Genomic DNA, 13,932 nt, shown 5'->3' with positions numbered 1-13,932 from the left:
CATTAATATTGCCGGGTATTGTCAAGTTTAATTCTTAGGACTTACGCAAAATATCTCTCAAAATTTGATTTCTCTGTGCCGCGCCAGTTGCTACAAGTCGGGGAACCCGCCCAACGCACTGGCTTCTCTGTGCCTCTGCGGTAGCCTGCGGCAAGCCGAAGCCGAAGCGTCTACGTTATTCCGTAACTCATGCGTAAGTCCTAATTCTCTACAAATTAATGAAATGCTGTACTAAGTGCAACAAATAATAATAGTCTAATTGCTGAAAATTCCTGAAAATATTAGGAGATTCTTAACAGAAATTCGCTTCTAGTCAGTTTGTCAACAAGCCGCTAGAGTAACTTTTTATTAAGATAAAAAGACGAGTGGTTGCAAACATAGGGGATATGCAAAACACAGATATAGTTGTCATTGGTAGCGGTATTGGCGGTTTAAGTTGTGCTGCTCTTTTGGCACGATACGGCTTTGATGTGATGGTTTGTGAAAGTCACTCCATCCCTGGTGGTGCTGCCCACAGTTTTGAGCGCAACGGTTTCAAATTTGACTCAGGCCCATCCCTCTACTCTGGACTATCTTATAGCCCCTCCACCAACCCCCTAAAACAAGTATTAGATGCAATTGGTTCTGAATTACCATGCGTAACCTACGATACTTGGGGTTGTTGTCTGCCAGAAGGTGATTTTGACACATCGGTTGGTGCCGAGCAATTTTCTGAAGTGCTGATGAAATTCTGTGGTCATAATGCTGTTGTTGAATGGCAAGAACTCCAGCGCGTTATGGAACCATTCGCTGGTGCAGCAATTTCTATACCACCAGCCGCATTACGCTTTGATTTGGGTGCAGCTAGAACTGTAGCCCCGTTTGTCCTATCTTTGGCAAAAAACCTGCCAGATGTCATCAAGTTGACAGGCCCCTTCAGCCGGATTATGGATGGCGTTGTTAAAGATCCATTTACCCGAAATTGGCTGAATTTGTTGTGTTTTCTGCTTTCTGGACTGTCCGCAGATGGCACTAGTGCCGCAGAAGTAGCATTTATGTTTGCGGACTGGTATCGACCAGACGCAATACTTGAATATCCCATTGGTGGGAGTGGTGCTTTAGTTGACAGCCTTGTACAAGGGCTAGAGCGTCACGGAGGGAAACTGATATTAGGCGCTCATGTGGAGCAAGTGTTGGTAGAAGGTAATCGTGCCGTGGGAGTGCGTCTGCGCGATCGCCAAGAAATTCGGGCGCGTCGGGCAGTAATTTCTAATGCATCGGTTTGGGACACACTGAAGCTACTACCAGAAAAGGCAATACCCCAACAGTACCGCAGCAAGCGACAAGCAACACCTGAGTGTGATAGTTTCATGCATCTACATTTAGGTATTGATGCTCAAGGATTACAGCCAAATTTGCGCTGTCATTACATCGTAGTTAATAACTGGGAATTGGGCATAACAGCACCTCAGAATGTTGTGGTGATATCAATTCCTTCAATTCTCGATCCATCCTTAGCGCCACCAGGTAAGCATGTGATTCATGTGTATACTCCTGGTAATGAGCCATACTCTATCTGGCAGGGAATGGATAGAAGGAACCAAGAATATGCCGAACAAAAGCGATCGCGTGCAGAAGTAATGTGGCAAGCGCTACAGCGGATCATTCCAGATATTCGCTCTCGTTGCGAAATCACACTTGTTGGTACACCTCTAACTCACGAGCGTTATCTCCGTCGTCATCAAGGTTCCTACGGCCCAGCAATTCAGGCTGGATCTGGTATGTTTCCTGACCCTAGCACACCTCTACCAGGGCTGATGTGCTGCGGAGACTCGACATTTCCCGGCATTGGTTTACCAGCAGTCGCCGCCAGTGGGCTGATTGCTGCGAATACACTTGCGCCGATTAACAAGCATTTAGCTATGCTTCAAGATATCAAGTGCATTTAATTTTTTGAGTATAAAATCTAGTTGCCAAGAGAGCCGCACCTGCTACCAAAGTTGCTAATACACTATCAGGTTCAGGTACGGCAGCAACTTGAGCATCAATTCGTGCAGTTCCAGCAAACGAACCTATCAAGTCAGAGTCGCCCAGTATATTAGCAAACAGTTTTATTTATAAGTACTATGTCACCTTTCTCAATTCTGTTGTTCATAACTTCTACAGCCTCTCAATTAAATTGCTAAATAATCTCCTCTACCGAAAATACTACTCTAAAGCCACAAACCCTGAGTCCACCGTCTGATTCATTCCAGCTACGGCTAGCGCTGCGACACAGTTCTGCGTTGAAACTCCAAGAACCACCGCGTAGCACGCGGCGATTAATATCACCTCCAACTTCCCAAGCTGTTCCATCTGAGGGTGCATCGTTGTAATTGTTGTGCCATGAGTCAGCGCACCATTCCCAAACTAGCCCGTGCATATCGTACAATCCAAAAGTGTTGGCGACTTCAAAACTACCGACGTTCGTTGTTTCTTTACGAAATTTGCTTTTTGGTTCCATAGTGCAGCTGACTAACTCAGAGGTAATCGTTTCGCCAAAGTGGAAGGATGTTGTAGTTCCAGCACGACAAGCGTATTCCCACTCAGCCTCACTTGGTAAACGATAGTCGCGTCCAGTTTTTTCTGATAGTCTGAGACAGAATTCTACAGCCTCATACCAAGATACATTTTCTACTGGTCTATCTAAACCTTTAAATTTTGATGGATTGGGATTTAAAGCTTGTTTTATTTTGGGTAAAGCTGCTACTACTCTCCACTGTGCTTGAGTTACGGGAAATTTCCCCATAAAAAATGGTTCGACGCTAACTTGATGTTGAGGACGTTCGTCAGCATCCCCTTCAAACTCCGGTGAACCCATCATATAAGTACCGCCAGGAATTGATACCATTTCTAATGTGACAGACTTACCCAATTCTTCGGCAAAGAAGTTAGCATTACAACTCATGCGGTTTACTTCCCTACCACCTGTGTCTACTGTCACTACGTCAAATTCAAAAGTTTCTAACGCAGGTAATGGTACGATTACTTTTTGTGGTAACGGCGGTAATATGGGTTGAGGTATCGAAACAATTTTAAGGGCAACAGGTTCAATGTTCAATGTTGCAAATTTCAAATCGTTGAGAACTTCTACTGCTGTTTGATACCTTTCACTCGGTAGATGTTTTAGTAATTTATCTAAAATTTTTCCTAATTCGTCGCTGATAGTAATAGCTTGTTGTTGTAAACGCTCACGCCACAACCACTTAGCATTCATGGCATCATAAATAGGATCATTAACCTGTCCAGAAGCATCCTGCAAAGGCAAACATCGAGTTAAAAGACGTACACAAGTTACACCCAAAGCATACAAATCACTACCGTGGCAAGCAAATCCAGCCATTTGTTCAGTTGGAGCATAACCAAGGGTATAAATTACTGTAGCTTGTCTTCCTAAACTGGTTTGTGTTACCTGTTTAGCACCGCCAAAGTCAATTAATACAGGTTTTTTATCACTTGCACGACGGATAATATTTTCTGGTTTGATATCCCGATGAATGACGTTATGGGCATGAATGAATTCCAGAACTGGCAATAAATCAGCTAAAAGTTCCCAAATTTGTGCTTCATCATAGATTTGTTGCTGAACTTCTTGTAAGAGGGTTTTTCCTTGAATAAATTCTTGTACGAGATATAAGCTAGCACCTTGTTCAAAATAAGCTAATAATCTGGGAATTTGCGTATGATTTTCTCCCAGTTCATACAAACGAAAAGCCTCTTCTTTAAAAAATTCTGCTGCTTTGGTGCGTTGTCCTGTTCCCTGAAACTGGGGGAAAAATTGCTTGATGACGCAAGGGGCGTTTAGTCTGTCTACATCTTCTGTAGCATAAGTTCTACTAAATCCACCTTCACCTAAAAGTCTTAATACGCGGTAACGATTTCTTAGAAGTTTGCCAAAGTTACTTTGTCCGCAACTCACGCAAAATCTATTGCTATCAGAGTTGAATGGATTTGAGCAATTGGGATTTTGGCAGATTTGCATAATGAGGGGGAAATAGCATCTTCTCCAAAGTTAGCCCCAATGTTATCTAATTGAAAACAGTTATGTAGAGAAGCGAACACGGAAGTTTATTCATGTGTTTAAGATTGCTCTAATTCCTTCCTTTTTAAGGAAGATTAGGGAGTATCAACTAACCTAAGGGTATTTTGCTTAAAACTATCTTTTACATGAGAATATAAGAATGATTAACAATAAAAAATTAAATAGAGTTACATCAGGGCATTGAAACTCTGAATAAAACTAATATCAGTATTTTAGCTTGCCGTAATGCACACTACATTTTAATATAGCGGTTGTTCACTATCTAAAAAAGTTCGTCAAGAACCAATTAAAAAATCCAAAATTTATGAGAGTTACAAAAAATAATAAAAGTTACGCATTAGGTGCGAAATATCGCATCCTTTGCTACTACTCCCGAATTTAGATAATTTAAAATTTCGGCAGAATAAATTGCAGTACTAAACACATGATTCGTATCCATCTTTCCATTGTTATCATTTTTAAGACAAACACTAGATAGACTAAGTACACCCGTAAGGGCACAGCAATGCTCGTACCCCTACACCTTGCAATATAATCTTGTACCGCATCTGAATGGAAATCGCTATAGTACTCAAAGCCATAGAACTTGCAACTCTACTTGATGTAATTAAAAAGGTGAAATTGTAAAGATTGATTGAACTCTTATTTGAAACTTTTATTTTCTCCAGAAGCACGAATTAATTCAGCTATAAGAGCTACGATCGCAGATACTGAAATCAGCATCACACTCAAAGCGTTAATATCAGGCTTGACTCCTGATCTAATGCGGCTAAAAATTTCCATTGGCAGGGTGTTAGAACCGCTACCAGCAGTAAAACTGGCAATGAGAAAGTCATCTAAGCTGAGAACAAAGGCTAACAGACAACCAGCTAAAATACCAGGCATCAATTGAGGTAACAATACTTGGATAAAAGCTTGTGTTGGTGTAGCGCCTAAATCTAGTGCCGCTTCTTCTAAATGGGGATCTAAATTAGTCAGCCGTGAAGCAACTACAAGTCCGACATAAGCGAGACAAAACACTATATGGGCTGCAACTATCGTCCACAAACTCAAAGGTATGGCAAAGGCGGCTAGACATACTAGGGTAGCCACTGCGATCGCAATATCGGGAATAATCAATGGTAGGTAAGCAACACCCCGATATAATTTCTTACCAGGAAATTCGTAACGCGCCAACCCAACCGCCATCAAGGTTCCCAGCACTGCTGAAATTGTCACAGCACAAGCAGCAACTATCATACTGTTTTGCAAAGCTGATAAGATGCGATCGTCACTGAACAACTTGCGATACCAATCGAGAGTGAATCCTTGCCAAGTTGCACTGTAGGGCGACTGATTGAAGCTATAAAAGCCAAGTACCAGTATGGGCAGGTACATGAACACAAATATCAGCAGTGAGAAAACCGCCTGCCATGAGACACGCGGTTTTTTGAGAGATGGAGAGATATTCACGTTTATATATGATTTTTATTGATAGCAATACAAAATATCATATTTTGTGTAATAAGTCAATATTTTAACTTTTTTCCTCCCTTTTGACTCTTGGAGAATTCATTAAAGAAGAATTCAGAAATTAGAATCAAGATGCTCGATGACTCGCTCTAAGCGAAGCTATGCCGCAGGCTTTACGCTGCACTATCCGCCAGCCGTACAAAATTAATTATGAATTCTGGCTTCTGGCTCCTGAATTATGTTTGATAACATCTCAATTTATACTTTATGATAATGCTACCAAATCAGGCGATCGCGCCATTTTTCTACAGTTCTAGTACTCACTCCTGAAACTCGTTCTAAGTCTTGTAAAGATGTAAATTTTTGCTGTTGGCGACTAATAATTATCCGCTGTGCTAACTTCTTACCCACGCCAGGAAGAGTTGCTAATTCTTCCAGACTTGCAGTGTTGATATTTATTTGTTTAATTGGTTGTAATTCACTTGATGAAGAACTTTTTATCTGAGAACACCGTGTTTGTTCTGCTTTAATTTTTTCTTGAATTCCTGGTGGTAAGCCGGGTTTAACTTTGGCATAAAGACGAGCAAATTCGCGCACATAATGGGTAGCAATTATAGCACTTTCAATCACTACAAGCGTCTCATCGTTACCATGATTGGCAGCATCTGACCAATTATGAGAACCTGTAATTACTGTTTGGTTATCAATAACACCAAATTTGTGATGTAATAAATCGCCTTTAGGTAACACAGGTACGCCTACAGTTGTAATTGGATTTGACCAAGGATGATTATCAACTTCATATTTACATTTGTTACTGAGAGCAATCCCCATCATATCCAATGCCTCACTATAGGGACGATAGGCAAATTGTGGTTCAATTAAAGCGCGAATTTGCACATCTTGCTGATGGCGTTTTTCTAAGGTATTGGCAAGACGCTGCTCGGAAAGAACAAATAACGCCATATCAACAGATTTGGTTGCTGAATCTAAAGTTTTATTGATTAAACCATTACTACTGTTACTCCAGGGTTGAGTTGGGGAAGTAGGCGAAAAATGTACAGTAATTTGGGTGTTTCCTAAAGTTATCTGTTTAGGTAAACGTATCGGTTTTTGCAAACCAAATTTACTATCTGGCTTACCTCCTGGCCCATCTCCCCACATAATATTAAACTCTTCTGTAAATAAAGATGCTAATTCTGGGCTGTCAATCTGCAATAAGTTATTGGCATTGCCTAAACTGCTGGAATTTGTGAAATCACCTGAAGTATCACTTAATGTAAAATTGGCTGAAGTTATAATTACGATGCGATTATCCACAATCACAAATTTGTGGTGCATCAAACTGCTACCTGCTGAACCATCTGCTTGATCATCTATCCAGGGAATTTTGGCATTTTGCAAAACTATCAAAGCATCTCTTTGATTTATTTCCTCTAGACTGAGTTGATTATCTTGGTTAATATCGATAAATTTGCGAAATTCATTGTAACGTTCCTGTTCCCTTTTATCTAACTTACCTACTTCAGTAGATGTTAAGCTGCTCCAAGGTCGGCTATAGGTATTTTCTAAAACTATCCTGACTTTTACCCCAGCTTTTTGTCTATCAGCAAGTGCTTGGGCAACTTTGGGTAAACGTAATTCTTGCACCGCCACATCTACTGTAGACTTAGCTTGCGTAATAGCATCGACAATCTGTTTTTCTAAATCATCCCCAAGGCGAGTTTGCTGACGGTAAGGTTCTTTGTATTCTGAAGACTCAGAATGGTTAAAATAAACTTGAACTAACGGATCTTGTGGTAAAGGTTGTAGACGCTGATTGGAAGACTGGACTCGTTGACAAGCAGCAAGGGGAAATATCAGTAAAAAGATATATAAAAAATATCTTCGTCTAGAGATAAGTTGCACTGTAATCTGTTAAAAGTGGATTGGGAGTAGACATATTTATCATTCCCAAAATTTTGTCTTCTGAATTAAGTAGAAAAATAACTTTCCAAGTAAAAGGAAAAATTCACTGTTAGAGGCATTACAGAGATTTTTCAGGATTTGTCCACTCAAACTGTATATGCTGACAAGATCAGCAGCCTACTACCAACGTGTGTTCTCACCATTATCGGTTATATGCAAATTTATCTAGATTACAGCGCCACTACTCCCACTCGAAAAGAAGCGATCGCAGTTATGCAAACAGTCCTGACTCAACACTGGGGCAATCCTTCCAGCTTACATGAGTGGGGGCAAAGGGCGGCAACGGTTGTAGAAGAAGCTAGAGTTCAAGTTGCCGGTTTAATTAACGCTGCAAGTCCTGAATCGATCATTTTTACCTCTGGTGGTACTGAGGCAAATAATCTCGCAATTATGGGTGTGGCTCGATTGTATGCTGTTCCTCAACATATTATTATTTCCAGCGTCGAGCATTCGGCAATTTCTGAGACAGTAAAGTTGCTAGAAATGTGGGGTTGGGAAGTTACGCGCTTGTCTGTAGATGTTAAAGGTAGAGTTAATCCCTTGGATTTAAAGGCGGCGTTACGACATAACACAGCTTTAGTTTCGGTGATTTACGGTCAAAGTGAAGTTGGGACAGTGCAACCGATCGCAGAACTGGGTAAGATTGTGCAATCGCATGGTGCTTTGTTCCATACAGATGCAGTGCAAGCTGCGGGACGCTTACCCATAGATGTGCAACAACTGGCCGTAGACTTACTTAGCCTTTCCAGTCATAAAATATATGGGCCGCAAGGTGTAGGGGCGCTATATGTGCGTCCTGGCGTGGAATTGATGCCCTTATTGGGTGGTGGTGGACAAGAAATGGGACTGCGTTCTGGTACGCAAGCAGTACCGATAATTGCGGGGTTTGGTGTAGCAGCAGAATTAGCAGCCGAAGAATTGGCTACAGAAACACCACGGTTGATTGAGTTACGCGATCGCGCCTTTGCCCAATTAGCTGAGATTCCTGGTTTAATTCCTACAGGGGATAGCTGCGATCGTTTGCCTCACCATATCAGTATGTGCTTAGAATATGCCGATGGGGAAAAACTTAGTGGTAAAACCTTGGTACGGCATCTAAACCTTGCTGGCATCGGTATCAGTGCTGGTGCTGCCTGTCACAGTGGAAAACTTAGTCCTAGTCCGATATTGTTAGCAATGGGTTATTCAGAAAAAGCTGCCTTGGGCGGAATTCGCATCACATTGGGGCGTGATACCACTGAAGCTGATCTGGATTGGACAGTGATCGTGTTGAAGCAAGTTTTGCAAAGGCTGACAAGCGAATCATTAAAGCAACAGCTTCTTCAAATTCGAGTAAAGTAATAGGATGAATTCGCTAGGTGTTCCGATGATTGAGGAGAACGAGCTTCTGAAGGATATAGGTACTATTAAGAATTACCTCACTTCATCAAACCGCACACCACTGTTCTTACAGGCTGACAGTTATGCCTTACTAAAGTTATTTCCTGCTGATTGTATTGATTGTGTAATCACATCTCCCCCTTATTGGGGACAAAGAGCTTACATTAATGGAGGAATTGGTCTTGAAGACAAGTGGGAAGACTATATCAATAATTTGCTTGGAATCTTCTGTGAAGTAAAGCGAATTCTTAAACCCAGTGGGTCTTTTTGGCTAAATCTCGGAGATACGTATCAGCGTAAATCTCTGATTGGTATACCCTGGCGAGTTGCACTAGCAATGAGCGATAAACAAGGTTGGATTCTTCGCAACAGCGTCATTTGGAATAAAGTAAAAGGCGCACCTGATAATGCAAAAGACAAACTCCGAAATGTGTATGAACCTGTTTTCCATTTTGTAAAGGCAGACCGTTATTTTTACGATGTTGATGCAATTCGCTCAAAGCCGAGACAAGCCAAGGTTGTCAATGGTTCCGTAGTTTCTGCAACAGGCGTTTCTGGTGTACGATATCGTCGACAAATTGAATTATCTACAGCGCTTAGTGATTTTGAACGTACAAATGCCCTGAAGGCTCTTGATGAAATATTACAGGAAGTGCGACTAGGTAAATTATCTGACTTTCGCATGATTATTCGCGGTCAGCAACGAACTACACACTCCGATTCAGCAAAGGTTTCTGGGCGAGCGCGTGAACTTGCTGAACGCGGCTTCTATTTTCTAAAATATCACCCAAATGGTAGTAAACCTAGCGATGTTTGGGATATTTTGCCAGAAGATACTCAAAAAAGGAAACTTCATTTTGCACCCTACCCTGAAGATATCTGTAAACTTCCGATTCTGGCTACTTGTCCACAATCTGGTGTTGTACTAGACCCATTTTCAGGAACAGGCACAACGAATTTGGTTGCATTTCAACTGGGACGAAGCTCGATTGGAATTGATATTTCAGGCGAATACATTACTGCTGCTCATGAAAGGTGTGGACTACTGTCATGACTAAAGTTGTCGAATTGTACGGGAATCCTACAAACCAATCACTTATCTGGAGTGATATTGCCTCTAGTCAAAACTGTCCTTTCCTATCTCGCAAATGTTTCAAGAATAGGAAAAGTGAGCCTGACCTGACTATCGGCTCATGCACAGTTTCTTACGGTAGAGAAGCCCGGAACATTATTATCTACCCATTTCGACTTCTTGAGCGTAGTCAAATCTTTACAGATTGTATTCATTTATTGACACTTCATGAGCCTGGTAACGAACTTCGGATTGTTCCTGAAATTACAGTACCAGGAGGCAGCATAGATTACTGTCTTGCTTCTGTACGTTCAGGAAAAGTCCTCGATTTTATTGGCATTGAACTGCAAGCTCTTGATACTACTGGCACAGTCTGGCCAGAACGACAACGTTTTCTCCAGCGTCATGGTATTTCAGTGAGAGATGTGGATGTCGCATCGGGGAAAGGTTTTGGTATGAACTGGAAAATGACTGCAAAGACAATCTTGATGCAACTTCATCACAAAATTCACACGTTTGAACATCTCAGTAAACATCTTGTTTTGGTAGTTCAAGATTGCCTTATTGATTACATGCAACGAGAATTTTCCTTTGAACATATTCAAGATGCTCGTCTTGGAAATCCTATGCATTTTCACTCCTACGAGTTGCTTGCTGAAGCTTCAGGTTATCGGATTCAACTTACAAAGCGTTGGAGTACAGATGCGAATGGAATTGCACAGTGTCTTGGTTTACAAACTAGCCCAAGAGTAGAACTAGAAGTAATGTTAAGGCAAATTGAGGAGAAGTTACAACAAAGCAGCTTGTTGTTTGTCGGACAGCCATTACCCGTTTCTACACATGAAGATGTTACTGATGATAGCTAAAAATTCCCAAATAGCGTTTGCTTTCAGAGCTATCAGCGATCGCCTCCTGTAATATCAATCAAAATAACTTTAAGCTCAATAAAAATCAGCATTATGAGTATTATCATTTTCGGCAGCATAAATATAGATTTAGTAGCCACAACACCACGGTTGCCAGTTGCTGGAGAAACGTTGCTAGGAGAAGAATTTTTTAAAGTTTCGGGAGGGAAAGGAGCCAATCAAGCCGTAGCACTAGCAAAATTGGGCATTCCTACCCAGATAGTAGGGCGTGTAGGTGCAGACGATTTTGGTACGGAACTTGTTAACAATTTGCAAACATCTGGTGTGCAGACTGATAACATTTTTGTGGATCAAACTGTTAGTTCTGGAGTCGCTATTATCACCGTGAGTCATACTGGTGAAAATCAAATCGTCGTCATTCCTGGTGCAAATGGGCGCGTCAATCAAGAAGATGTAGAGCGATTATCCCACTTATTACCAGAAGCTAGGACACTACTTTTACAACTAGAAATTCCTATTACTGCCGTGGTTGCTGCTGCTAAAGCCGCAAAAGGTGCAAATATAAAAGTAATTTTTGACCCTGCACCCGCACAATCTAATTTACCAGATGAACTGTATCCATTGGTAGATGTTATTACACCGAATGAAGTTGAAGCAGCGCAGTTGGTGGGTTTTCCTGTGGATGGAGAAGAACTTGCAGCCAAAGCAGCCGCGGTTTTATTACAACGGGGTGTGAAATGTGCGATCGTCAAACTGGGTGCCAAAGGTATTTTTTGTGCCACTGCCGAAGAAAAGTTTTTTGTACCCGCGTTTCCAGTTCACGCAGTTGACACAGTGGCCGCAGGTGATGCTTTCAACGGCGGTTTAGCGGCGGCACTTTTTGAAGGACTTTCTTTACATCAGGCAGTTGTTTGGGGTGCGGCTGCGGGTGCTTTAGCGGCGACAAAATCAGGCGCACAAACTTCACTACCGGATAGGTTTACATTTAATGCATTTCTTAAAGAAAGGGGGGTGGGGTAGAGACGCGATTAATCGCATCTGTGAGGGAGACAAGAGGATAACGGGAATAACCCATGCCTAATGACAAATGACAAACGACTATTTACCAATATCTTCATTCCATAGTTCGGGGTTAGTTTCAATAAACTGACTCATCATTTGCTCACATTCGTCAAGATTAAGATCAATTACGTCTACACCGTGAGATACCATAAATTCTTTAGCACCAGGAAAAGTTTTGGATTCTCCAGCAATGACTTTTTTAATGCCAAATTGTACCACTGCCCCAGCGCATAGGTAACATGGCATTAAAGTTGAATAGAGTGTTGTCCCTTTATAGCTGCCAACTCTCCCAGCATTGCGGAGACAATCAATTTCCGCATGGGTGACTGGATCTGCGTCTTGCACACGTTTATTGTGTCCTCTGCCTAAAATTTTGCCATCCTTGACGAGAACCGAACCAATAGGAATTCCACCTTCTTGTCTGCCTTGTTTTGCTTCTTGAATAGCAGCTTTCATAAACTCATCCATATTAATATCTCCTTTTATGACAAAACAACTAGTATTAATGGATCACGATGGCGGCGTAGATGATTATTTAGCAACTATGTTGCTGTTGACAATGGATCATATTGAACTTCTTGGTATTGTCGTCACTCCAGCAGATTGCTACGTTCAACCAGCTGTTAGCGCCACACGTAAAATTATAGATTTGATGGGATTTTCTTATATCCCGGTAGCAGAAAGTACTGTGCGCGGTATCAATCCATTTCCTACTTTATATCGCCGTGACTCGTTTATCGTTGACCATCTCCCTATTCTGAATCAAAGCGAAACCATCACTACGCCCTTGGTTGCCGAAACAGGTCAAGATTTCATGATCAAGGTGTTGCAGGAGGCATCAGACCCCGTAACGTTGATGGTAACTGGACCGTTAACCACGGTAGCAGTGGCGTTAGACAAAGCACCAGACATTGAAGCCAAGATTCACAAAATTGTTTGGATGGGGGGTGCATTAAATGTCGGTGGCAATGTAGAAAAAAGTTTGGAAGCAGGACAAGATGGTTCTGCCGAATGGAATGTTTATTGGGATGCGGTTTCAGCAGCGCGGGTATGGCAAACCCAAATTGAAATTATTATGTGTCCTTTGGATTTAACTAACAATGTCCCAGTCACATCGGAATTAGTATACAAAATGGGACGACAACGCCACTATCCCATCTCTGATTTAGCCGGACAATGTTATGCGTTAGTTATCCCCCAAGATTATTATTTTTGGGATGTGCTGGCAACAGCTTATCTGGGACATCCAGAATTTTATCAACTGCGCGAATGGGAAACAGAAATTATCACTACTGGTATTAGTCAGGGGCGTACTAAAGTAATTACTGGTGGTCGGAAAATTTCTGCAATGGATAAGGTAGATAAAGACGCTTTTTATGATTATATTTTACGACAATGGGCAAGATGAAAAACTAATAAATTAGGTGGTGTAAATACTCAAACTCGCCATAAAAAACTAATGACTAGGCTCACCAATCAAGTTTAAATCAAAAGACCCACCAAGGAGTGAATCAAATGAACTTTTTGCTTGGGCGGTTAAATCGCCGCGCCTCTCTAGTCGCTTGTGCCTCACTTGCGATCGCTGCTGTTTTCGTTATTCCAACCATGACTTCAGGGCGGATTCCTGAATGGTTTTCAGCATTTCTCTACTCAACGGGTGATACAAAAGCAAACGCGCAGACTATTGCCCAATTGATTGAAACGGGACAAATGACTCTTAGATCAGATGTTCAAAACTATGATGAGAGTACAAAAGAAATCAGAGCAATTGGCAACGCTACTTGGGTATATCCAGAAGCTCAAATTGAAGCCAATGCTGATGAGATTCGATATGTGCCAGCAGGAGGACAAGTTATTCTATCTGGTAATGTCCAAATTTCACAGAGGGGAGAGCGTTTACAAGGTAAACGAGCAATATGTTCACTTGAACAAAAGCAGTGTAACTTGATTCCAGAGTAAACAATCTCTCTCAAAAAGCATCAATCTCTCAGGAAAACCTAGGGTGTGTCATCAATTAGATGTGAATATAGTATAAAATCGATAGCCAAGCGCGAGTTGAGTCATCGGGGAGT

Annotated in this window: 12 protein-coding genes; 7 read left to right on the top strand and 5 right to left on the bottom strand. The window is 41.6% G+C overall.

Annotation, left to right across the window (positions count from 1 at the left end):
* Positions 1-365 precede the first annotated feature (365 nt).
* Positions 366-1,928 (top strand): phytoene desaturase family protein, encoded by a 1,563-nt coding sequence (locus H6G97_RS04460; RefSeq protein ID WP_338421577.1) that lies wholly within the window; start codon positions 366-368, stop codon positions 1,926-1,928.
* Here H6G97_RS04460 and H6G97_RS04455 read toward each other — a convergent pair.
* From H6G97_RS04455 to H6G97_RS04440, 4 genes are all read right to left on the bottom strand, one after another.
* Positions 1,915-2,058: a hypothetical protein gene (locus H6G97_RS04455; RefSeq protein ID WP_190939496.1), complete on the bottom strand. Its 144-nt coding sequence runs from the start codon at positions 2,056-2,058 to the stop codon at positions 1,915-1,917. The two genes, H6G97_RS04460 and H6G97_RS04455, sit on opposite strands and share 14 nt — an antisense overlap.
* Positions 2,059-2,161: 103 nt before the next feature.
* Positions 2,162-4,000: a bifunctional serine/threonine-protein kinase/formylglycine-generating enzyme family protein gene (locus tag H6G97_RS04450; protein ID WP_190939495.1), complete on the bottom strand. Its 1,839-nt coding sequence runs from the start codon at positions 3,998-4,000 to the stop codon at positions 2,162-2,164.
* A gap of 702 nt (positions 4,001-4,702) precedes the next feature.
* Positions 4,703-5,512, bottom strand: a complete 810-nt coding sequence (locus H6G97_RS04445) for an ABC transporter permease subunit (protein ID WP_190939494.1) — start codon at positions 5,510-5,512, stop codon at positions 4,703-4,705.
* A 276-nt stretch (positions 5,513-5,788) separates the two neighbouring features.
* Positions 5,789-7,420 (bottom strand): DUF655 domain-containing protein, encoded by a 1,632-nt coding sequence (locus H6G97_RS04440; protein ID WP_190939493.1) that lies wholly within the window; start codon positions 7,418-7,420, stop codon positions 5,789-5,791.
* Between the two features lie 213 nt (positions 7,421-7,633).
* Between H6G97_RS04440 and H6G97_RS04435 the strand changes: the two genes are divergently transcribed.
* The 4 genes from H6G97_RS04435 (at position 7,634) to rbsK (ending at position 11,818) form a co-directional block, all read left to right on the top strand.
* Positions 7,634-8,821, top strand: a complete 1,188-nt coding sequence (locus H6G97_RS04435) for a cysteine desulfurase family protein (RefSeq protein ID WP_190939519.1) — start codon at positions 7,634-7,636, stop codon at positions 8,819-8,821.
* A 4-nt stretch (positions 8,822-8,825) separates the two neighbouring features.
* Entirely contained in the window at positions 8,826-9,914 is a 1,089-nt protein-coding gene (locus tag H6G97_RS04430; RefSeq protein WP_242054800.1) for a DNA-methyltransferase, read from the top strand.
* Positions 9,911-10,798 (top strand): NotI family restriction endonuclease, encoded by an 888-nt coding sequence (locus H6G97_RS04425; RefSeq protein ID WP_190939492.1) that lies wholly within the window; start codon positions 9,911-9,913, stop codon positions 10,796-10,798. Before H6G97_RS04430 ends, H6G97_RS04425 begins: the two co-directional genes overlap by 4 nt.
* A gap of 93 nt (positions 10,799-10,891) precedes the next feature.
* On the top strand, positions 10,892-11,818 hold the full coding sequence (gene rbsK / locus H6G97_RS04420) for a ribokinase (protein WP_190939491.1): 927 nt from the start codon (positions 10,892-10,894) through the stop codon (positions 11,816-11,818).
* A gap of 78 nt (positions 11,819-11,896) precedes the next feature.
* Here rbsK and H6G97_RS04415 read toward each other — a convergent pair whose 3' ends face one another.
* Positions 11,897-12,328 (bottom strand): nucleoside deaminase, encoded by a 432-nt coding sequence (locus H6G97_RS04415; RefSeq protein WP_190939490.1) that lies wholly within the window; start codon positions 12,326-12,328, stop codon positions 11,897-11,899.
* A gap of 16 nt (positions 12,329-12,344) precedes the next feature.
* Here H6G97_RS04415 and H6G97_RS04410 point away from each other — a divergent pair, with 16 nt between their 5' ends.
* Both H6G97_RS04410 and H6G97_RS04405 read left to right on the top strand, forming a co-directional pair.
* A complete protein-coding gene (locus tag H6G97_RS04410) occupies positions 12,345-13,268 on the top strand; it encodes a nucleoside hydrolase (protein WP_190939489.1) in 924 nt (307 codons plus the stop codon).
* Between the two features lie 107 nt (positions 13,269-13,375).
* Positions 13,376-13,819 carry an LptA/OstA family protein gene (locus H6G97_RS04405; protein ID WP_190939488.1) on the top strand — a complete coding sequence of 148 codons (444 nt, stop codon included), beginning with the start codon at positions 13,376-13,378 and terminating at the stop codon, positions 13,817-13,819.
* Positions 13,820-13,932 lie beyond the last annotated feature (113 nt).

The organism is Nostoc flagelliforme FACHB-838, from assembly GCF_014698065.1.
Lineage (GTDB): Bacteria > Cyanobacteriota > Cyanobacteriia > Cyanobacteriales > Nostocaceae > Nostoc > Nostoc flagelliforme_B.
The sequence above is the reverse complement of the archived record's forward strand: the minus strand, read 5'-3'. Positions and strand labels throughout refer to the sequence as shown.

Coding starts and splice junctions, on each gene's coding strand:
- H6G97_RS04450 (WP_190939495.1), bottom strand. CDS start 4,000: ATGCAAATCTGCCAAAATCCCAATTGCTCAAATCCATTCAACTCTGAT.
- H6G97_RS04435 (WP_190939519.1), top strand. CDS start 7,634: ATGCAAATTTATCTAGATTACAGCGCCACTACTCCCACTCGAAAAGAA.
- H6G97_RS04430 (WP_242054800.1), top strand. CDS start 8,826: ATGAATTCGCTAGGTGTTCCGATGATTGAGGAGAACGAGCTTCTGAAG.
- H6G97_RS04425 (WP_190939492.1), top strand. CDS start 9,911: ATGACTAAAGTTGTCGAATTGTACGGGAATCCTACAAACCAATCACTT.
- rbsK (WP_190939491.1), top strand. CDS start 10,892: ATGAGTATTATCATTTTCGGCAGCATAAATATAGATTTAGTAGCCACA.
- H6G97_RS04415 (WP_190939490.1), bottom strand. CDS start 12,328: ATGGATGAGTTTATGAAAGCTGCTATTCAAGAAGCAAAACAAGGCAGA.
- H6G97_RS04410 (WP_190939489.1), top strand. CDS start 12,345: ATGACAAAACAACTAGTATTAATGGATCACGATGGCGGCGTAGATGAT.
- H6G97_RS04405 (WP_190939488.1), top strand. CDS start 13,376: ATGAACTTTTTGCTTGGGCGGTTAAATCGCCGCGCCTCTCTAGTCGCT.